At 59.1% G+C, this 21,533-nt stretch carries 15 protein-coding genes and 2 pseudogenes; 9 read left to right on the top strand and 8 right to left on the bottom strand.

Annotated elements, in window-relative coordinates:
* Together E5W87_RS04005 and E5W87_RS04000 are read left to right on the top strand one after the other, a co-directional pair.
* Positions 1–1,548 (top strand): tetratricopeptide repeat protein (locus E5W87_RS04005; RefSeq protein ID WP_292394262.1); only part of this gene is annotated, 1,548 nt, incomplete at its 5' end.
* A gap of 18 nt (positions 1,549–1,566) precedes the next feature.
* Complete coding sequence (locus E5W87_RS04000) at positions 1,567–2,247, top strand: redoxin domain-containing protein (protein WP_292394323.1); 681 nt, start codon at positions 1,567–1,569, stop codon at positions 2,245–2,247.
* Between the two features lie 56 nt (positions 2,248–2,303).
* On the opposite strand, the gene E5W87_RS03995 is transcribed toward E5W87_RS04000, so the two are convergent.
* Complete coding sequence (locus tag E5W87_RS03995) at positions 2,304–5,144, bottom strand: trifunctional glycosyltransferase/class I SAM-dependent methyltransferase/polysaccharide deacetylase (RefSeq protein ID WP_292394260.1); 2,841 nt, start codon at positions 5,142–5,144, stop codon at positions 2,304–2,306.
* A gap of 172 nt (positions 5,145–5,316) precedes the next feature.
* Between E5W87_RS03995 and E5W87_RS03990 the strand changes: the two are divergent.
* The 6 genes and pseudogenes from E5W87_RS03990 to E5W87_RS03965 all read left to right on the top strand — a co-directional run.
* Positions 5,317–5,462: pseudogene (locus E5W87_RS03990) on the top strand (IS110 family transposase); the annotation flags it as partial.
* A 605-nt stretch (positions 5,463–6,067) separates the two neighbouring features.
* The gene (locus E5W87_RS03985; protein WP_292394258.1) at positions 6,068–6,733 is read left to right on the top strand and encodes a hypothetical protein; all 666 of its coding nucleotides are present in this window, start codon (positions 6,068–6,070) and stop codon (positions 6,731–6,733) included.
* Positions 6,734–6,740: 7 nt separating this feature from the next.
* Entirely contained in the window at positions 6,741–9,395 is a 2,655-nt protein-coding gene (locus E5W87_RS03980; RefSeq protein ID WP_292394257.1) for an OmpA family protein, read from the top strand.
* Between the two features lie 13 nt (positions 9,396–9,408).
* Positions 9,409–9,903, top strand: a complete 495-nt coding sequence (locus tag E5W87_RS03975; RefSeq protein WP_292394255.1) for a Rab family GTPase — start codon at positions 9,409–9,411, stop codon at positions 9,901–9,903.
* Positions 9,904–9,906: 3 nt separating this feature from the next.
* On the top strand, positions 9,907–10,977 hold the full coding sequence (locus tag E5W87_RS03970; protein ID WP_292394254.1) for an adenylate/guanylate cyclase domain-containing protein: 1,071 nt from the start codon (positions 9,907–9,909) through the stop codon (positions 10,975–10,977).
* A 333-nt stretch (positions 10,978–11,310) separates the two neighbouring features.
* Positions 11,311–13,611 carry a mechanosensitive ion channel family protein gene (locus E5W87_RS03965; RefSeq protein ID WP_292394252.1) on the top strand — a complete coding sequence of 767 codons (2,301 nt, stop codon included), beginning with the start codon at positions 11,311–11,313 and terminating at the stop codon, positions 13,609–13,611.
* Positions 13,612–14,575: 964 nt separating this feature from the next.
* Here the strand turns inward: E5W87_RS03965 and E5W87_RS03960 are convergent.
* From E5W87_RS03960 to E5W87_RS03945, 4 genes are all read right to left on the bottom strand, one after another.
* The gene (locus E5W87_RS03960) at positions 14,576–16,108 is read right to left on the bottom strand and encodes a hypothetical protein (protein WP_292394250.1); all 1,533 of its coding nucleotides are present in this window, start codon (positions 16,106–16,108) and stop codon (positions 14,576–14,578) included.
* Positions 16,065–17,126 carry a nucleoid-associated protein gene (locus E5W87_RS03955; protein ID WP_292394248.1) on the bottom strand — a complete coding sequence of 354 codons (1,062 nt, stop codon included), beginning with the start codon at positions 17,124–17,126 and terminating at the stop codon, positions 16,065–16,067. Before E5W87_RS03955 ends, E5W87_RS03960 begins: the two co-directional genes overlap by 44 nt.
* Before the next feature lie 136 nt (positions 17,127–17,262).
* Positions 17,263–17,412: a hypothetical protein gene (locus E5W87_RS03950; protein ID WP_292394247.1), complete on the bottom strand. Its 150-nt coding sequence runs from the start codon at positions 17,410–17,412 to the stop codon at positions 17,263–17,265.
* A 65-nt stretch (positions 17,413–17,477) separates the two neighbouring features.
* Complete coding sequence (locus tag E5W87_RS03945; protein WP_292394245.1) at positions 17,478–17,819, bottom strand: twin-arginine translocation signal domain-containing protein; 342 nt, start codon at positions 17,817–17,819, stop codon at positions 17,478–17,480.
* 383 nt (positions 17,820–18,202) lie between these two features.
* Between E5W87_RS03945 and E5W87_RS03940 the strand changes: the two genes are divergently transcribed.
* Positions 18,203–18,589, top strand: coding sequence for a hypothetical protein (locus tag E5W87_RS03940; protein WP_292394243.1), 387 nt, complete (start codon positions 18,203–18,205; stop codon positions 18,587–18,589).
* A 553-nt stretch (positions 18,590–19,142) separates the two neighbouring features.
* On the opposite strand, the pseudogene E5W87_RS03935 reads toward E5W87_RS03940, so the two are convergent.
* The 3 genes and pseudogenes from E5W87_RS03935 to trbG all read right to left on the bottom strand — a co-directional run.
* A pseudogene (locus E5W87_RS03935) lies at positions 19,143–19,414 on the bottom strand (DUF2274 domain-containing protein).
* Between the two features lie 3 nt (positions 19,415–19,417).
* Positions 19,418–20,641 (bottom strand): TrbI/VirB10 family protein, encoded by a 1,224-nt coding sequence (locus tag E5W87_RS03930; RefSeq protein WP_292394240.1) that lies wholly within the window; start codon positions 20,639–20,641, stop codon positions 19,418–19,420.
* A gap of 12 nt (positions 20,642–20,653) precedes the next feature.
* Positions 20,654–21,533: P-type conjugative transfer protein TrbG (gene trbG / locus E5W87_RS03925; protein WP_292394237.1), on the bottom strand; the 880-nt coding region annotated here is incomplete at its 5' end.

Below are 21,533 nucleotides of genomic sequence, written 5' to 3'. Positions count from 1 at the left end.
CCCGCCACTATCCAGGCAATGTTGCTTGCTCGCGTCGACCGGCTGCCCCATGAGGTGCGCCGGTTGGCCCAGGAGGCCGCGGTAATCGGCCCGCGCTTCGATGCCACACTTCTGAAAGCCGTGACAGCCGACCCCGGCCGGCTAGAAGCCGGCTGTGAACTGCTTTGCGATGCGGAAATCATCGAGGAAGTTGCCGGATCAGGCTCGGTCTCGTCCCAAAGCTACCGCTTTACACAAACATTGCTGCAGGACGTGATCTACCAGAATCTGCTCCTGCAACGCCGGACCGACATCCACGGGCGGGTCGGTGCTGCCTTGGAGCAACTGTTCGGCGACAAGCCGGAGCGGCTCGAGGATTTGACCGTGCTAGGTCATCATTTCGCACAGAGCGCCGAGCGAGAGAGGGGCGCGCATTACCTGCAGGCGGCGGGCGATCGCGCTCGCATGATATACGCCAACGACGACGCCCTTCGTTTCTACGAGCGAGCACTGACTGCGTTGGCCGCGATCGGGCAAACACCGCTCAAACTGGCAATTGCAGAGCGCATTGCCGATTTAAGCGCCCCGGTAGGCCGCCGCGAGATCGCGCACCACCACTACGAGACGGTGTTGCAGGCATACCGCGAGTCAGCCAACCGTGTCGCTTCGGCGCGCGTTTTACGCAAGATCGGTCGGCTGCTCTGGGACGTCGGCAAGCGGGACAACGCAGAATCCCGCTATGCCGAAGCGGCAGCGCTCCTCGATGGAGCGGACGCCCCGATCGAGCAGGCGCATCTCTGGCAAGAACGTGGCCGACAGGCGTTCCGTAGCGGAGATCACGCTCTCGCGGCAAAATGGGCAGACGCGGCGCTGGATTGCGTACGCTCTCTGACAACGGAGCATGTCTCCGAGGTAGGGTGTGATGCAACTCTTGTGACCGCCGAGGCACTTAATACCAAGGCTGTCGCGCTGGCTCGCCTTGGGCGAAACCATGAAGCCGTGCGTCAAGTTGAGCGTAGCATTGAATTGGCCGAAGCTGCCGGTCTACTGGGCGCGGCGTGCCGCGGCTACACCAATCTCGGCGTGCTTTACACGACTATCGATCCGGCACAGGCGATGGAGGTCTGTCGGCGCGGCCTTGAAGTGGCGCGCCATATCGGTGACTTGGGTTTCCAGGCGCGCCTCCTCGCCAATCTGGCGGTCGCTTGTTGTACTTTCACGGATCGCTGTCCAACGGAGGGCGTGCCTGCTGCCGAGAAGGCCATCGAGATCGACCGGGCGCTCGACCAACGCGAGCACCTGCCGGTGCCGTTGATCGTGCTTGGGCAGATCCACCAGTGCAACGGCCGTCCGGACCTGGCGGTCGGCTTGTTCCACGAAGCACTGGACGTAGCCCGCGAAACGGGCGAACCCCAACTGCTGTTTCCGTGCTATGATGGTCTCGCAACGCTTAATCTCGACCTCGACAATCTGGCCGAGGCCGAACGCTACTTTTCCCTGGCGCAGGGTATATGCGCCCAGCACGGGCTCGACCCGGAAGCGCTTGTGGTGCTGCCTTTTCTCGACTAGCCGGGTTGGAGATTGGAGATGTCCTCGCGTAGTGACTTGGTACCGCTTCAACCGGGCGACCGTGCGCCGAACGTAGTACTCGACGCCATTACCCAGGAAGGCAAGATCGCGCTTGACGACTTTCGCGGACAAAAACCGGTGCTGGTCGGCCTGTTTCGAGGTCTGCATTGTGCGTTTTGCCGGCGCCATATCGCCGCCCAGGCGCGGCTTGATCCGGAGCTGCGCGAAAAGGGCGTGGGGAGCCTGACGGTGGTCAACACGCCGATCGAACGGGCGCGTCTCTATTTCCGTTACCACCCGATGCCGAATCTGCTTGCGGCCTCCGACCCTGAACGCGCTTCACATCGTGCTTTTGGACTGCCCAATCTCGAGTTCACCCAAAACGAGACGAACTGGCCGTACAAGGTCTCGATGGCAGCGGCAAAGGATATGCGGGTCGACATACCAGGCGAGTTGCCCGGTCCTATGGATCCTATTGCGGCCAGCGAAATCCTCAACAAGAGGGACCATTACGAACTGACTGAAGCCGACGAGCAGATGATGGCAACGGGACACGGACAACTGGTCGGTCAGTTCCTACTGGACCGGCAGGGGATCGTCCGCTGGAGCTTCACGGAGGTTCCAGAAGGTGGGCGATACATGTTTGCGGCGCCAAGCCCGCAGGAGCTGATGTCAGCCGTGTCCCAAGTCGCCCAATAGACTTGCGAACGTGGTAAACGGGCGGGACACTGAAATGACACTGACAAGTTCGCCGTTCATTCGAGCACGGCCTCGACAGTGGCAACAAAGTCATCGAGCGAGCGGTCCCCGCGAATCTCGATGCGCGGAAGGTCGATGGGATCGCAATCGAGATCCGCTGGCCCGTGTTTGCGGCCGAAGCCGATTCGATAGCCGCACTCGTTGGCCAGCCGGCCAAGCCGTCGGTCAGTGACTGAGAAGGGTGCCGCGAACGCCGTGGTTGGCCGACCGGTCCACCGTTCGATGAACATACGAGATCGCAAGAGCTCGGCGGCCAAGTCAGAGCTCGACAGACCATCGATCGCGCGATGCGTCGCCAGATGGCTTCCGAAGAACGCACCTTCGGCGGAGAGGCGCCGCACCGTCCCGGCGTCCATAAGCTGCGTCGGCGGACCGCTGTCCGCGTCCCACAGTGCACTTTCACCCACCAAGTCCGTCACCAGGAATACTTCCGCGGTCAGGTCGTTCGCGCGCAAAGTCGGCCAGGCATGGTCAGCAAAGTTCTGGAAGCCGTCATCGAAGCTGATGAGCACTGGGCGGCCAACGAAAGGGCGACGGTTGGCGATGAACTCTTCCAACTGCTCAGACCCAATCGCGTGAAAGCCATTGGAGCGCAGCCATGCCATCTGGCTGGCGAATGCGGCGGGCGTGAGCCGAAAACGGGCGAGAGCGGCCGGACCATTATCGGAGACGCTGTGATACATGAGGACAGGGATACGCTGCCGCCGCTCGCTACGCGCAACGTCGCGGCGCAAGGCCCGCGCCCCGCCCCAGACAATATTTCGCGCGACCCCGATTTCGAGGCGTGCGCCGATTGGCACATGATCTATCATCGGTTCCGTCGCCACGTCGTCCGGTGACAGGCGGCGGAAGCGGTCTATGCGATAGAGCTCGGTCTGGATCGATTGATCGAGGACGAGGCCTTCGGTCGCTGCCAGCGTCTCCGAGATCGCTTGTGCACCGAATGTGTTCCAGTCGAAGCCGGTCCTTTCAACATTGTCACGCAGCACGAATGCGTGTGCGTTGATGAAACTGCCGCCAGGCACCAATGCCTCAACGATTTTTTTGGCGATGTGCCGCAACTCGGCGAGATCGTCCAGGTAGTAGAGCACTTCCGAACAGACGATCAGGTCCATCTCACCCGGCAGCGTGTCCGCAGCGAAATCCAGTACGCCGAACTCAACATTCGGCTGATCGCTGCATCGCGCGCCCGCCCGCCCGATGGCTATGGCGGAGATGTCAGTTGCGGTCAAATGGCCCACTCGCGGCGCCAGCTGCCGCGTGAAGTGCCCCTCCGCGCAGGCCAGCTCAAGCGCCCGTCCGATCGGACCGGCAGGCAGAATTTCGAGCTGCCGCTCATATTTTTCCTGCTCATAGGACGAATCGTAGTTCCAGGGATCCTCAGTCGCGAAATAGCCGTTCCAGAACGACGTGCGATCCTTATCGTGCTTGACCCGTGCGCGGCGCGGCGCCGCGGGAGGCTCCGCTGGTTCGACGCTCGACCGAACCAGCTCCCGCGCTTCCTCGGCCAATTGGGCGAGTTTGCCGAAGTGACTGTCCGGATCAGACCGGCGTTCAAGCCGCTCAGGGGGCACGACATTCAGGATCGATTCAATCCAATGACGCCTTGTCACTGTCCCGAGTACGCCGAATTGCACGACAGCCTCGATCTGGCCATCCATCATCAAATAGGCATAGATCTGATCGATTCCTTGCGGAAGTTCGACCGTGGTCGGATTTCGAGCGTCAACGCGAATTCCAAGTGTCCGCGCCAGCCTGCGCGGCGCGGCAAGATCGTCGACGTCGAGAAGCATTTGCTCAAGCTGATACTGGACGCGGCGACCCGCGACGGGATTGTCCCAGACCTTGCCAAGGTCGAGGATCAACTCGGTGAGGGCGCCGCCGAACCGGTCCCACCTGGCAGCCAATTGCGCTGGCACCGACAGGCTTCCGACCATTAGGCCATCGAAGACCACCTTGGCGATCTCACGCGCCCATTTGCGTCCTGCCGGGAGCGCGCGCAGGGACTGCGGGTCGATCGAGCGCGAGCCGCTGCCGCAATCCGACGCGGCGTTCCACAACGCGAACCACGCGAGTGCCTCGGAAGCGGTGCCGCCGTTCGCCGAAATCGCTCCATTGGCGTGTGCCGATGCCGGGTGTTTGACCCTGGGATCAGGAGAAAAGCCGCGGGCGATCACGATTTCCGCATCTACCAGCATCTGCGCCGAATTGCGGCTGAGCGAGTTGGGGCTGGCCCGATAGAAAGCGAGCGGCTCGTCGACCATCACCCAATTTTTGCCTAGGCGTGCGAGGCGTTGCCACAGATCCCAGTCCTCGCAGGTGCGCAGCGACGCATCGAAACCGCCCAACTCGACAATTGTCTCCCGGTCGACGAGCAGCGCGTGAGTGCGGATGGCACACTGGCGGGCGAATGTTTCGAAGGGCTGGATCGCAACCTCCGTCGGGATGCTCGACGGGGTGAGTTCGCCATCGGGCATCACGCGCCGAGAACCGCAATAGGCGGCCACTGCATCGGGAGCGGTTTTCAGTGCGGCCAGCATTTTCGCAAGGAAGCTGGCATCCACCCAATCGTCCGCATCCAGAAACATGAGCCAGTGGCCGCGCGCTGTCGAAATCCCGGTATTGCGCGCGCCGGCGGCGCTAAACGCGCAAGAGCTCAATGTCCGAAATCGGGCATCGTACTCCACATAACCGGCGATGATCGCGGCGGTAGCGTCCGTGGAGGCGTCGTCGACGATGATCGCCTCCCAGTCCATTATTTCCTGATCGAGAAGGCAATCGAGTGCGCGCGCCAGCGTTACCTCCGCGTTGTGCGCAGGAACCACGATTGAAACCAAGGGGTTATGCGCCACGCCGTCTTACCCGCACCTGGTTCGAAGATAGAACAAGAGTCCCGAAATATGGCCGGCGATTTCCTGCCAAAGGGAACGGTCCTCAGGGATGCTGCGTCCAAACAGTCTCCTGCGAACTCTTCCGAGCCGCCGCGACGCCATTTGGCTGTAGAGCGAGCTTGCTCCTGTCGTGCTACTGACGTTGGAAGCCTGGCGCAGCATTCGCATCCGTGCCGCCGAGCTTGGGCGCCAGCTCTCGCAGATGCACGTCAAAGCCAAGCATGCCGCATACTCATGTCGATCCCCGGAGTCGGCGCCATGACCACAAGCTGCGGTCCCTGGCACCGTGCAACAGCTATGGCAACCTGACGTCTTTTGCAATCGGGGCACAATAAATGCAAGCCCACTGAAACTTTGGTGTGAATGACTGCAGTTATTGGGACTATTGCTCCCCTCCTATCGACCGGGACGCCTCGATTCCAAGGTGCATTCTCGAACAGCCATTATCCGTGCGAAAGAGGACCTTCCTTCTACCGTTGGGCCGTATCGGAAGCTGATCGTCGCAGTATACAGCCGGGTGCGAAACAGTCTGCGCACCGCCAGACCAGCTAATTTAGATATTTCTAATGAGTCTGCAATACTTAATTGTGCTCCTGTAGCTATAGCCTGACATTGTATTACTCATTTCGATAGTAGATTTCGTCCAATGGTCGATTAGATTAGCCGGTTATGGCTGCTATCACAAAGAGATGCGAGAGCGACATCAATCGGAACTCGTGCATTTGCTGCTAGTCCAAGAGATGTAAAAGGGACGCACGAATTGGCTTAAGTCAAGAAGATTCCGGCTTGCGAGCCGGGTATTTTGCTGACATGCTTGCCCGTTTCTGAGTGTCGCACTGTGGCAGTTGTTCAAAAGAAGGGGCATAAGGATGGCCAAGGAATCTTCGAATACCGCTTCTTCAGCAAATAAAGCGGACGTAAATCTGATAGGTAATGCAGACGGAAACGGGCTGGCCTTCATGGCGGGCCAGGCTCGCGAGAGCGCGGCCTCCGGCGACGCTGTAGGTGTCGACAAGATACGTGATCTGCTGTTCGGCAACCAGATGCAGGACTATGACCGCCGCTTTTCCAAGCTCGAAGAACGGGTCTTGCAGCGCTTCAAGGATGTCGAATCCGAGGCCAAGCGCAATCTTGAAATGTACGAGTCAAATGCAAAGAAGCAGATCGATTCGCTTGCGGGGCAATTGCGGAACGAAAAAGATGCACGAGCCGACGCCGACAAGGAGATTGACCGGAATCTTCGCGAGCAAAACCAGGCACTTGAAAAGCAGGTGCGCGCGTTGTCGGATCAATTGAGCGAGCTTGAGCGCGAAGTTGCGGACCGGATAAATCGAAACGATCATTTGCTGCGTGAGGAAATCAAGCAGAAGAATGAAGGCGTTCAGATGCTAATCGAGAAAATGTTTTCCGATCTCAGCAACGTCAAGACCGACCGAAATCTTTTGGCGGGCCTGTTTGTCGAGGTTGCAAAATGTCTAAATCAGGATCCCGTCGGCAGCAAGAGCAACTCGGAACGTAGTTGGAAAGTGAGTTGATCGGAACTTGACGTCGACCGTCGACCCAATCAGCCTTCCTCAAGCAGCTTCGAACGATACAGAGATTGATCGCGAGGCTCTGGCTAGTCTTTTGGTCGAAATTGCCCGGAACGTTGATCCGGACTATCGTGCGCGTTTCGACGGAGTTCCAACCGCCGATCCTCGCATGGAAACGCTGCGCCAGTTGCTGGTCGGCCGCGAAATTTCGGAGCTTTCACGAGTTACGCACCTGCTCGACGAACCTGAGCAGCTTGCGGCTGCAGTGGGGGGTGTTCTCCCCAGTGCAGCCGCACGTGCGCCTCATGCGCAACTCGGAGAGGCCCTTGCGCCAGCTGTCGAGAGGGCCGTGCAACGGTCCATCCAGAAGAGCCCGCGTACGCTTACGGATATATTATACCCGGTGTTTCTGCCGGCAATTCGCAAGTCGATCGGGGAAAAGATCGATCAGACCTTTCAGTCGCTGAATGAAACTTTAAGACATATATTTACCTGGCATGGACTCAAGTGGAGATTTGAAGCTTGGAGAACAGGGGCAAGCTTCTCAGAGGTTGTTCTTAAGCATTCTCTTGTCTATCGTGTAGAACATGTCTTTCTCATCAACCGCAATTCTGGGCTTTTGATAGCGCATGTAACTGCCGATAATGCAACGAGCGAAGATCCTCAACTCATTTCTTCGATGCTAAGTGCAATTCAAGATTTTGTGAAAGACTCATTTAACGAGAAAGAACAGAGCGGCCTAGACACTATCCGTTTTGGGGAGCTTCGTCTCTGGTCAGAAGTTGGACCGTTTGCGACCTTGGTTGCGGTGATCCGGGGAAATCCGCCAGAGGAATTACATGAAATAGTTCGCGATGTGTTGCTTCGCATCCATGATGAATGCTCACAGGCTTTAGAGCAGTTTGACGGCGACAGTTCGCAGTTGGCCGGCGTAGAGACGCAGTTGCAGACCTGCGTTGAACTGAAGCAGGAAGAATCAAACCAGGGATTTCCGTGGCTGGTGGTGGCTGCAGTCCTGCTGGTTTTGATTCCGGCAGGCGGTTGGTTCTTTCTTTCCTGGCAATCCGGGCAGCGCTGGCAGGCCTATGTGTCGCGACTGGGGACCCAGCCGGGCATCATCGTTGCCGAACAAAAGGTGCGCGATGGCCAATTCTATATTGCCGGCCTGAGAGACCCGCTTGCCGCCGACCCGCAGTCGCTGTTGTCCGGAACGCAGGTCGATCCCGCCCGCGTTCATTCACACTGGCGATTGTATCAGAGCCTTGAGCCGGAGTTCGTGTTGAAGCGGCTAACGGCGTCGCTGGCTCCGCCGGATTCAGTACGACTTTCGATCGTCAATGATCGCATCGTTGCCGAGGGTGAGGCTACGGCCACGTGGATCAACCAGGCGCGGGCCGCCGCCCAACAACTTTCGGCAGGCGGACCGGTATTCGATATCTCCAGGGTCCGTGATGTGAGCCCCGAAGAACGCGAGGCGGAGCGCTGGCAGGCCTATGTGTCGCGACTGGAGAGCCAGCCGGGCATCATCGTTGCCGAACAAAAGGTGCGCGATGGCCAATTCTATATTGTCGGCCTGAGAGACCCGCTTGCCGCCGACCCGCAGGCTCTGCTGTCCGGAACGGAGGTTGATCCTGCCCGCGTTCGTTCGCAGTGGCAATTCTATCAGAGCCTCGATCCGAAGTTCGTGCTGAAGCGGCTGACGGCGTCGCTGACCCCGCCCAAATCGGTTCGGCTTTCGATCGTCGAGGATCGCATCGTTGCCGAGGGTGAGGCTCCCGACACCTGGATAGATCGGGCGCGCGCAGCGGCCCGACAGCTTTCGGCAGGCGGACCGGAATTCGACATCTCCAAGGTTCGTGATGTGAGTCCCGAAGCACGCGCGGCGGAGCACTGGCAGTATTATGTGTCGCGACTTGAGGCCCAACCGGGAATCATCGTCGCCCAACAAACGGAGAGGGGCGGACATTTCTACATTTCCGGCCTGAGAGACCCGCTTGCCGCCGACCCGCAAGCTCTGCTGTCCGGAACGGAGGTTGATCCTGCCCGCGTTCATTCGCAGTGGCAATTCTATCAGAGCCTTGACCCGAAGTTCGTGGTGAAGCGGCTGACGGCGTCGCTGACCCCGCCGAAATCGGTTCAGCTTTCGATCATCCAGGATCGCATCGTTGTCGTGGGTGAGGCTCCTGCCGCCTGGATCAACCGGGCGCGGGCCGCCGCTCAGCAGCTGTCCGCGGACGGAGTGGTTCTGGATGTCTCACAGCTGCGTGAGCTGAGCCTTGCGGAACTCAATCATTTGAGAGAGGCCATCCAGGCGACCGATATTCTCTTCTATTCCGGCAAGGTTGTGCCGGGACCAGAACAGACGGCGATTCTCGACAGATTGGCGGATCAATTAAAGGAGTTCGCCCAAAATGCCCGCAAGTCAGGCGTGACAGCTCGGTTCATGTTGACCGGCCATTCGGACGCCACGGGCCGTGAGACGGCCAACGCGTCGATCAGCGCCGCCCGCGCCGAGACAGTTCGTGCGCTTCTCAACAAACGCGGCGTCGCTCCGGAACTGCTACTGGTTCGGGGCGCGGGCACCTTTGAGCCGGCGGTGCCTGAAAATAGTCGAACTGGGAACTCCGCCAATCGCCGGGTTTCGGTTACGGTAAACCTAGACTAGGGCGGAGCCCAGGATGTTGCAAAAAAAGATCTGCATGTTGGGCGGGTTCGCGGTCGGAAAGACGAGTCTGGTTCGCAGGTTTGTGCAAAGCATCTTTTCAGAAACCTACTTGACCACGGTGGGGGTGAAAATCGACAAGAAGAGTGTCGCACTCCCGGACAAAACCGTGGATCTGATTTTGTGGGATTTGGCCGGCGAAGACGATATCGGCTCATTCCGCGTCAGCTATGTGCGAGGTGCGACAGGGCTCGTGCTTGTCGTCGATGGGACCCGCGCCGCTACTCTTGCCGTGGCGCTCACGCTACGCGAGCGGGCCGAGGCCGAATTCGGCGCTATGCCGTTTGTATTGCTGTTCAACAAATCCGATCTGGCCGATCGGTGGGCAATATCGGATAGTGAGATTAACGAACTGAGGCAACTTGGATGGCAACTCTATCTAACAAGCGCACTTTCGGGTGAACATGTTGATGATGCATTTCGTCAGCTTGCTTCGATGGTCACCCAATAGACCATGCGTGGATTGCCGAGAGAAGTCAGAAGCTGGATTTACAATTTCTTCTACAACGAGCACTCTGTCGCATATCTGAAAATTGACGCCCAGCTTTGCATAGCTGCGAAGGGCGGTAGTGTTAAACATTACGGACTCTCATCACTTCGCATTGGTAAGCCTGTTGCCGAGCAGCTTGAATTCATGGAGGGTTTGCTGCCTTGCCCGGAGCTTCCATATCATATGGCCATGGTCGAACTGCCCAGCGGGCGTGTCGCGGACCTTCATCTTTTTGCTGACAATGCCTGCGTGTGGCTGCTTTTTCTTGACGCCACTGCCGAACGCGACAATAGGCAGCGGCTTCAACAGAAGGCTTATGAAATGACGCTCCTGCAAGAGAGGGAGCGTCAACTCAACGAAAAATTACAATTGATGAACGAGGCGTTGAGGCAGAGCCAAGAGGGATTGTCGCGTGAATACCAGCGCGCCGAAAGCCTACTCCTCAACATTCTTCCGGCGTCGATCGCGGAGCGGTTAAAAGCGGACGAACAAATTGCAGACAGCCACGCTGAGGTGAGTGTGCTTTTTGCCGACATTGTCGGCTTTACGGAAAGAGCGCGGAGCGTCGGAGCCGAGACGACGCTCGCTATTTTAAACTACTTTTTCAAGGCGGCGGATCTGCTCTCGGAACGATACGGCTGCGAAAAGATCAAGACAATCGGCGATTGTGTGATGGTGGTCGCTGGCCTGCCCGTCGCGCGATCCGATCATGCAGAAGCCCTTGCGCACTATGCACTTGAACTGCGGGAGGCGGTTAAGCGCGAACGCTTCGCAGGACAACCGCTAAGACTCAGAATTGGAATTCACTCTGGACCAATCGTCGCGGGCGTCATAGGCAAAAGGCGGTTTGCCTATGACCTGTGGGGCGAGACCGTTAATCTCGCCGCACGTATTCAAACGTCCGCGGAGCCCGATGAAATCCGTATTTCGGATACAACTCACAAACTGCTCGGGCCAGATTTTGCTTGCGACCCACTCGCGGAAACGGAATTGCGTGGCACAGGTCGTGTGCGAATGTGGCGGCTCCCGGCCTGATTTGCCGCTTGGCAGTGCCGACCCTGAGCGCATTGCATCTCCAGCTAGTCAAACATAATGGTTTCGAATGTCCGCAGATATGCGCGAAGCAGTCGACCACCGAGCGACCGCCAAAGGTCCCGCGAGATTTTGGTCAGCCGCCCTAAGTGCCGGTGCAACTTTCGTCGTCCCTCAGGCTGCTGCCCCGGCGGCTCGATGAACGCCGCCAGTACCCGGCAATGGTCCGGCTGGGAACGATGACGTCTTGTATCGCAACATCGGTTTCTTCAAGGTAGGACAACAACGGACATAGATGTCGTTGCTCGCCGATTTGGCCGGAAGGTTAACAGCACGATGCCACTCATGATTCGACGATTGGGGGCCAGGAACCTGGTGCGCCCGGCGCGACGTCTCGGAAATCTGGCGGCGATGTTTGTCCTGATTGCCAGGCCGCTCGTCTTTGGGATCGCCCTCCTGCTGGCCGGTCCGGCACACGCGCAGGCGCCAGCGACCGTCCCGCCTGAAAGGGTCAAACAGTTGTTCGAGCTTCTCGACGATCCGTCAGTGAAGGCCTGGGTGGCCGAACAACGAAATCAGGACGCCGGGTCAACGGGAGCGCCTGCAGAGGCAGGAGCTTCGCCGACCGACGCATCCTCCGGCGCCGTGGCCGCACCAGGCCAGATGAATACGATGGCGTCCTCGACGCTCGATCGGATCAGGCATCATATCGAAAGAATCGTGCAAACTTTGCCCCTGCTGCCAGGCCAGTTCGCGCGCGTTCGGGCAGAGACCATGCAGGATATGTCCAGCAAGGGGCCTGCCAGCGTATTTATTCTGATTGCGATGTTCATCGCTGCCGGCCTGGCGCTCACTTGGGCAACGTACAAAGTCACCCGTCCATTTCGTCTTTGGGTTATCGCGCAACCGAAGGATACGCCAATCGGGAGAGCCAAGAAGATTGGTGGTCGCGCGCTTTATTCCAGCATGCTGATCGTCTCGTTCGCACTGGGCAGCGCCGGCGCGTTCATGTTGTTTGACTGGCCAATGCTTATCCGCGAGATTGTACTGACATTTCTGATGGCGGCGGTCGTTACATGGGGTGTGCGCATGTACGTCATGGCCATGCTCGTCCCTTCCTTCATGAACGTCGAGAACGCCGTCGAGGTTCGTGGTTTGCCGATCACCAACGAAGCGGCTGACCACTGGTCCTATTGGCTACCCCGGATCGTCGGCGTCTTCGCCTTTTTCGGCGCCGCGTTTATCCTCTTGCCGGGCCTCGGCATCGATCAGGACGGAATGATGGTCCTGTCACTGGGCGCCGATTTCGTGCTGCTGTTGCTCTTGCTGCTTGCCATTTGGCGCCGGCCAAGAACGCAGCGAGACGGTGCGCGCCACAGCGGCCACACGGAAGCGACATGGTTATTGACTGCTTACTTCGTCGTCCTGTTCCTGCAGCGCATCGCCGGCCTTTATACATACTTCTGGTTTACCTTCGCCGCATTCTTCCTGCCTTTGGCAATCGTGCTGACCCAGCGCGGGGTTAATTTCGTCCTGCGGCCGGGTTCGGAAGATGTCGGCCGGCCTACGATCCCAGCGGTGACGATCGCTGTCATCGACCGCGGAATCCGGATGATTTTGATCCTGACGGCAGCTTACTTTCTCGCGCGTGTCTGGGGTCTGAACATGCAGTCCATGCGGGACAGCGATACGACGACGACGTTCATATTGCGTGGCTTGATCAACGTCGTGGTCATTGCCCTCGCAGCCGATTTCGGCTGGTCGATCATCAAGGCTTTGATCGAACGAAAGCTGGGCATCGAAATACCGCACCCTGTGATCAGCGAGGAGGACGCCCCGACCCTCGATCCGCAGCAGGCGCGGCTGCACACGCTCTTGCCTATCCTCCAGAACATGCTGCTCGCATTGATCGTCGTGATGGCGGTGCTGATGATGCTCGCCTCTATGGGTATCCAGATCGGCCCACTGATCGCCGGCGCTGGCGTCGTCGGCGTCGCCGTGGGTTTTGGCGCACAAACCGTCGTCAAGGACGTCATTTCAGGCGTGTTTTTTCTTCTCGATGATGCGTTTCGTGTCGGCGAATATATTTCCTCGGGCAATTACAGGGGTACAGTGGAAAGCTTTTCGCTGCGCTCGGTGAAGCTGCGCCACCATCGTGGTCCGCTGTTCACGATACCGTTCGGTGAACTCGGGGCAGTCCAGAACCAGAGCCGTGACTGGGTTATCGACAAATTCAACATCACCGTTGGCTATGACACCGATATCGATTTCGCTCGCAAGCTGATCAAGCGGATCGGCCTCGAACTGGCGGAAGATCCCGAGTTCAAACACTGGGTGCTCGACCCAATCAAGATGCAGGGCGTACAGGAGTTCGGCGAGTACGGCATCGTATTGAGGGTCAAGGCCACAACCCGGCCGGGAGGCGCCTTCGGTATGAAACGCAAATTCTATGTACGCGTCCGCCAAGTCTTCAAGGAACAGGGCATCGAACTCCCATTTCCAACCGTCCAGGTCCAGGGACTACAGAACCCCCATGGGGCAGAGAATGCGCCGTTGGATATCACACCCGAGTTGAAAATGGCCGTCGCGCAGTCGCACACTATTCGGCGCAGAAAAAAAGCTAGCACATCGGAGTAGGAAAGCTGTGACACCTGCCGGTCACAACGCGGCTTTCCGCAGGGCCAAAAAAATTTCAGTTGATGCAGGAACGACAGTGAACGAGATGAACCGCAAATCTTTGTTTTTTCTGTGAAAAAACTACGCCAGAGCACTCCAGACTACGCTAACCCCTACTCCCACTCAATCATCAATTAAGCCCATAACCTATTCATTTAATTGATTAAATTTTATCACCTAGCCAAGGAGTACCGCCAAGAATACCGTCAGATTCTTACGCTGTTGAAAAGACTGAAACAATGTGGTCGCCGCCGCGGTATGCACACTTTTGACTGCATTATTTACGAGCTGCCATTCGGCGAAGTCAAAGCTGGAGTTCTCAGACCCTGAGGCAAGGACGGGCTCCGCTCATGCTCGACAGCCCTAGGTCGAGTAGACGAGCGGCTGTATGGAAGATCAGAAGTGGTCATTCGATTCACCCCACACTTAACGGCCCCAGCTGGCGGTCACAACAATCCCGCTCGACACCCCACGCGCATGTGAAGCACAATGTTCGACGCGTCGATCTAAATTCATAGATAGCTTACGAGTTTCCCTGCCGCCAGCTCTATCGCCATGCGACGGGTGGTAGAGAGCCGACGGGCGGTAGAAAGCGTAGCCAGTTGTCCTGCGACGGCGTTGTTGGGGCAAGACATGCGCCCTTCCCTGCCGCACAATGCTGCGTCGATTTCGCGCCTCCGCACCTTTTGACGAACCTGCTGAACGCCGGAGATATCGGCAATCGCCGCTCGCTGAAAAGAAATATTGCCGACAGGAACGGACCTACTGGCCTAGCGATCGGGATGACTGAAATGGGGCCGAGAGCAGTCCGGCAGCTTCGGAGGCCTGCAGGAAGATAGTGGACGTTCCAGTCCGAGCTGACGTGGCGGGCTAACCTACAACGGACTTCGAAAGGACTAGGGAGCCCGCCGACGCTGCTGCATACTTATTCGTCCCGATCGGCGTCCGACGGCTGCTGCGTCCCCGTCTCAGGCTGTGCCTGCGGTATCGTGGCCTTTGGCAACGACCCCTCGGCAGGACCGCTAGCTTCCGTTCTAGGGCCCTGGGTAGCCACAGGGGCCGGGGCCGACGCGACTGGCGAAGATTGAGCCGGAGCTGGTTCGAGTTGAGCCTGCGGCGGGACCGTGTCTGCGGCAGGGGTAAGTGCCACGATGACAGCGACCACGAAAGTCACCGCCACCGCAATGCCCCCGACCCACGACACAACGTTCAGGATACGCTCGGCGTCCTGGCCGGGTTTCACCACCAGCTTGGTGTAATCCTCTTCCGACAAGAAGCGATAAATCTGGTTGCGCCAAATGTCCCGCAGCCCGCGGTGCAGGGCTGCGAAGCTATGGCCCGAATAGATGACTACGAAGATGTAGGCGCAGACGATTGCCATCACGGCTACGATCAGGAGCGAAGGCGCGTTGGCGGCGACGCGTGCCGCGATCAAGCCGATACCGATCGCGAGGGCCGATGCGACGGCTGCGACAACCTGCCGGGTGGCATCCGTGATCTTGCCGGTCTCGTCGGTCACGGCCTTGCGCAGGTCAGCGAGCGCCCTCAGATTGTCTGCGCTCACCTTTGCCAAAGACATCTGATAGGCAATTTTGGCGCCTTCCAAGGCAAAGCCAGTATTCTCCTTAACGCATTTGATAGTGTCAGCTTGGTTACCACCGGTCCGGGCTAACTCGGTTGCGAAGAGTGTGTGCCTGGTCTCTGCCTCACGCTCCAGCTCATAGACCCACCGCGCGGCCGCCTGAAGGTCACCGAAGCCTTGCCTGCCCAGATCGTTGACCAAGTCCGCGTTGGTGGCCGGCGTCGGCAGCGCCAGCCGCGGCGGGCCCTTGAACACAAACGCGCCGGTATTCTGGTCGATCTCGTCGGGCAGGGAGGGCAGGATGGCGCGGATCGCATGCTCGGCCCACTGGCGGAACCGCGGGTTTGATTCATGCCAGGTCTCGGGATCCGATAGGAGCCAACGCCCGATCGACTGCGGCACCACGCGCTGCGCACCGTACTCGCGCACCAGCGTACGTGGACTGCGCAGCTTCACGACATCCGCGAGGGCGGTATCGCTCGCCTCCAAGGAGACGAATTGCGTGCCCTCAGTGGCGATGGTCCCGTCGAGACCGACAACGACGACGACCTTGGCCTGCGCGGGGCCAGCGAGCCAATCGCGAAAGCCCGATGCCGTCAGCAGTAGGATCTCGTCTCCCCCGCGCGGCGGTTTCTGCGCGGTTACGCGATAGGGGCCGAAGTCGTCGGCGATGTCGTCGGGTCCGGTTTCCGTATCCGCACCATCGAACACGACGTGTTGCCAGGCAACTCCGGCGAAGCTCTGCGAGATCTCGCACGCCATCGTCGCCGACAACTCGGAGACGATGATGGCATCGGTGGTTTCGTGGATGAACGAGCCATTCGCGACGAGCCTATCTAGCGCTGAGGCGAGCGTTCTCAGGGACGATGCGGTCATCGGTCACCTTCTTCGTATGGATGGTGATAACCTCGCCGCTACCATCCAGCTTCTCTCGGGAAACCGTCGCGGCAGAAGCGTCGTCAGGATAGACGATTAGCACGCCCTCGGTGGTCCTCAATTGCCGCAGGCCAGGCTTCTTGAGGATCTTCCGGTTTGGCGCAAAGGACAAGCCTTCAAGCTTGGAACTCTTGAGCTTGCGGCGCAGACTCTGGTCGAATCGGCTAATCGTCTTCTCGTCTTCAGGATTGCCGGCAGCGGCCAGAATCGCATCGCGAATCGACCCTTCGTCGACCATCGTCCGGTCATGTAGATGCGCCTGGGCGTGCTTGAGCGCCCGCGCAGCGTCCCTTTGAGGCAGGTCCTCCTTGCGCTCAGCCAGGGTGTTGCGCAGGACGTTGACGACCTCCCTGTTGAGCTCGTCGTCGGTGCGGGTGCGCATGACATGCAGGTAGCTGGCAAAGTAGTCGCCGATGTCGGCACCGGGCTTCATCCTGTCAGTGGCGCAGAGGGCCATCTCGGCCTTGCCGTCGACCACGCGGACGAGCGCGGCCTTCTGAATGGAGCGCTTGCCGGCGACGAAGGCCTGCACTATCAGCCGCAGCAGCGTCTCTTGGTTACCGTCCGTCTGCTCGACCACCTCTTCGTAGTCGTATTTGATGAGGCTGTAGATGTTCGTCTTCGGCACGTCGGTGGCGAGCTCGAAGATGAAGAAGGCGCCCTTCCGGCTGGTGCCGTCGTGGAAGCGGGCGAACTCGCGCGCCAGGTTCTGCGCGCCCGTCTCGAAATCATCCTCACCCTTGGCGATCCGTTCGATCTGCGCCTTGGTCAGAGACTTCTTCTCGAAGCCAAACACAGCGGCAGTGTCGGTCTCGCGAATGCGCTCCGCGAAGAAGTCCGCCTGCTCTACTTGGCGCGCCGGCTGCGGAACGAAATTGCCATCACCCACCGTGTGGAGGACCATGTTCTCGATCCGCAGCGAGCTCAATTCATTTTCAGTAAGAAAACCCACAAACACCCCCCATCATATCTTCATACGGTAGAATGGCATGCAGGCATCGGCAATAAGATTGCGGAAAAAGGCTGCTTTAGCCAGACATCAGAAAAAGTAGCAGTCGTCCGGTTCGCGCCAGACCTCAAGGTAGATACCGGCCTTAGCACAGCTCTGGTGAGGCGCGCTGCTCGATATCGTCGGAGAAGAGCGAATAGGTGGCATTGACCGGGAAGTCGTTGCCGAGCGTACCGTACCCACGCAGGATCTTGTTGAGTATCTCCTCGCGGTCGATGGCAAGCTTTAGCGCCATCCTCAGATCGTTGCTGTCAAATGGCGCGGTGTCGCAGAATGACCTTCAGGTGGGTAAGCGCCTGATCATATCCACGACCTTGATATAACCGTCGAGGACGTCGCCGGATCGAGACTGTCGGCTGCCCCAGCACCACTAAGGCCGCCCATGATGACACCGCCGCGGACCGGCCCGTAAGCCCCTGCTTTCTGAGTGACCTGCGCCATGTGGCCCAGCGGGGTCAGTACAGGTTTCTCGTAAACGCGTTTAACTGGAACACTACGCATAGATGCGCGCGCAGCGCTGGCGAGGATCGAATTTGCGAACGTGGCTGAAACGCCGAGCGCCGTCGCATGTCCGAGAAATTCACGTCGGCTCAGCTGACCCGCAGCTAAACAGCGGCTGAGATAGTCGAGTTCCTGCGACATTGAGATGCTCCTCACTCGGATGGGTGTTCCCTGTGGCCTATATCGAAGCCATATTTCAATAATATCAGCCCGTTGAAGCGCTTTACGGAAAAAAACTGCTATCAGCGCAGGAAATCGGCGTTCTTTCCTTTCCTCGTGCACAGTACCGTTTAATCTCGATTTATGGTCAAATCGGCGGGGGCCCACGAGTATATCGCGGCGAACCTGTCTGTTCCCTCCGGAGATGCCGCAGAGCAAAGGAAAGGGCCGAACGAAGCTCTTACCTCTTGGTCAGCGTCTCAGTGCTCGATTGCTCTTGTGAACTCCGAGACCACAACCGCAACGCAACTGTGAGGCCGATCGAAAATCTCGGTCTTCCGATCGCAATGACGTCAGGGCCCCGCGTGACCACCTACACATCGCAGCACACGCCAGTACCCGGCATGACCGTCATGGCTTTCCAGGGCCGTTGCGGCTCAACGTGCTGCGTCACGGCCGAATTCGTGCAGGGAGAGATCCTCGCGGAAGGCGCACTGGACGGGCTCAACGAGGAGGCGCGTCATCTTGTCTATCTAATCGCCGACACCTCGATCGCGAAATCCCGCATGCGCAGGTGCATCGTCGGCTGCGTGCTTGAAGCGATGAAGCTCCATCCGAACGGCTTCCCGCGGTATCGTGACAAGGCAGCCTCGCTTTCGGCCCTGGTCAATAAGTGCTCACCGACAAGAAACTCCTGCCGACATCGGAGCATACCCTCTATAGCCTGCGGCACACTTTCGAGGATCGGCTAACGGCAGTAGAGGCGCCTGAGAAAGTAACCGCCTCCTTGATGGGCCACAAGGCCGAAGTACGGCGCCGGACCGTCCCTGGCGCAGAAGCGCCAGTGGCTTCAAAGGATTGCGTTCACCCCGCCTGAACGGGGTTGATGCCACGCTGTGTAGCTACAACTTTTTGATGTTGTGCGGTTGCAAGTTTGACGCCTTGCAATTCATCGGTGCCGGACAGCTGTCACGTTGTACAAGAGGCCGGGTTGGCCATCATGCCGCTGTCAATGGAAGCTTGGAGCGCATATTGCAGCTTTGCAATTGCATTCGCACCTACGTGCCGGCCATTCTGCATCAGTTCGGCCAGCACGGGCCGAGCGCGGTCTCGGTTTCCGAGTCGCCGCCGCGCCTCAAGCTCGTGCTCCAACCCTGCGAAGGTCGGCGTATAGGCTTCGCCGTGAGGAACGACCAAATAGGCCGCGACAAGCCAGAATTCGTTCTAGCTCCGCGGGCGATGGTTGAGGCTTGAGAAATTCGGCGGAGCGCGCCATGGTTTGGCTTGACCAACCTTCTGCTTCACCTACTCAGAACCTGAACCCTGCAGGCGTCGCGATCTCTCCGAGATGCCGGCAGGCGGCAGGCCTTCTTTTCGGGCCTTGGCAAACGCTCGGTCGCCTTCCAGAAACCCCGCCAGCATGAATGGGATAAGTTCAGCCACGTTTCCGACTCGCCATAGGTCTGACGGTAAAGCGCCGCATAGTCCTGGAGCGCTTGGCTCAGGTCCGCGCTGACTGTGATGGTGATCTTGGAAGGCGTCCGATCGGGAAGCTTCCCGAGTTTCAGATTCGCCATGAGCTACTCCTGTTCAACTCGGTACGGCCGAAGCACGAGATCCTTGTGGACGACGACACGCAGCGGCCATCCAGGGCGCACGGTAATGGTGGGCTGAATGTTGAGATTCTTTTCGGCGATGCGCTGGCCGGCCCGACTGACATTCTGCTGCGCGGATTCGCGGATCGCCTTGACCAGATCGCTTTCGTTCTCCCCGAGGCTCAATTCCGTGCCGACGCCCAGCAACGTCGCTAGCGCAACTCCCTTGATCAGTTGCCAAGTGTGAAAATCGACCTTGTCCTCAAGGCCTGCGTAGCCGGCAGTATCTGCCGCGGGCAAATTGTCGATTTCGATCGACGAGCCGTCGGGCAGCAGAATGCGTTGCCAGACCAGCAGCGCGCGTCTTTGCCCGAAGGCGACAACGCTGTCATAGGTGCCGATCAGGCGAGACCCCTGTGGGATCAGCAGGATTCCACCGGTGACTGTGTCATGCACGTTCTCGGTGACCTGTGCGACGACGAGGCCGGGCAAGTCAGAATTGATGCCGGTGATGAGGCTTGCTGCGATCACGCTGCCGGCCATCAGCTGATACGGCGAAGCCGGCGTCTGCAAGGAATGCGGATTGTAGATCCCGCTTGTGTTCCGCTGGCTGATAAAATCGAGCTTGCGCTGCTGATTGTTCTGGTCGCCATCGGCCGGGGCAACGGAAGCCGACGCGCGTGCGGCATCGGATTGCGGAAGCGGCTCAAATGGCCTCTGCACATCCTGCCCACTGCCGGCGACGTCTATCTGCCGGGGTCGATTCTCGATCGAAAAAAAGACTTTCGATTCACGTGCCTCAATCGCCTGCTGAGCAAGGCGCTGTTCCTCGTCGGAAATCTCGTGCCCCGGCGCGATGCCGAGCTGGCGCTGGCGTTCGAGGATCGGCCGGCCCAGATCGCCAGGCAATGGCGGGCCAAGCAGCGGGGCCTTGGGCTTGATTCCGGAATAGTCTCTTGGAAGTGTTTCAAGTCCCTCGGCGGTTGGCTTGCGCTGGGTGTTGTATAGCTCTTCCGCCTGCTCTTTGATGCGCAGAGCCGGTGTCTGCAACGCCAGGATGGTGACGCCGAATATGGCGCTGGATCCGAGTGCAGCAATCGCGATGATCACGCCGCGCTTGAACCGCACCGCACGACGGGGTGAAGCCCGTAACTGCAGCTGTTCGGGATCGAGTTTCGGCGGTATGTCAGAGCGGGAAGTTTCGGTCATGAGCCCTCCCCCTCACCTGCTGGAACGCGCAAAGAGAGGTATGCGACGGGGCGGGTGCCTGCCGTCGGACCTTGTGATGCGCACCACTTGCTGTTGCTTGGCGCCGAGGCGCAGTTCGGCCGCCGCGAATAGCCGGTCGACAATGTAATAGTTGCCACGCATGCGGTAGTTGACGAGCTGGTTGTTGCCGTCACCGCCGACGATGAAGAGTGGCGGTGCATCGCCCTGATCGATGCGGCGGGGAAACTCGATATAGACCTTGCTGCCGTCGTCGAAGGCACGCCTCGGCCTCCAGGGCGGTGTGTCACCGGTGATAGAATAGCGGAAGCGGATGTTCTCGAGCGCCACATTCGACGCCACCGGCGTGACAGCCTCAGCTTGAGCGTTGCGCTGGCGCAGCGCGACGATCTGGTCTTCGCTATACGTCCAGGAGATCGCCGCCATGGCGGTCTTCTCAGTGCTCTGAAGCTGCAGGTGGTACGTCCGTCGTTCGGTGGTGATCACCAGATTGGTGCTAAGCCCCGGTGCGAAGGGTTTTACCAGCACATGGGTGCGCTGGTTGTCACCGGTGCCGCTGACGGTGTCGCCAATGACCCACCGCACCGTGTCGCCGGCCGACACCGAGGTCAGCTTCTCGCCTGGCTGCAGGGCGATATCGCTGACGCGTTCAGGCGCGGCGTAGAGCTGGTAGAGCGCGCCATCAGCAAAGGGATAGACCTGCACCGCATTTATATACCCGTACCTGGTGGGTTGCTGCGTCGCCGCCTTGTTGGCATCGGCGACACGTTCCTCAGGGGAACTCTTGTCCTCGGCGACCTTGCCGGGCTCGGGCTGCAATTGGCCGGGCAGCGGCAGAGGCTTTGGAACCTCGACAATCCTGACCGGCTTCTCC

This window comes from Mesorhizobium sp., assembly GCF_004962925.1.
Taxonomy (GTDB): Bacteria; Pseudomonadota; Alphaproteobacteria; order Rhizobiales; family Rhizobiaceae; genus Mesorhizobium.
Note: the sequence above shows the minus strand (reverse complement) of the source record. Positions and strands in the feature narration are given on the sequence as shown.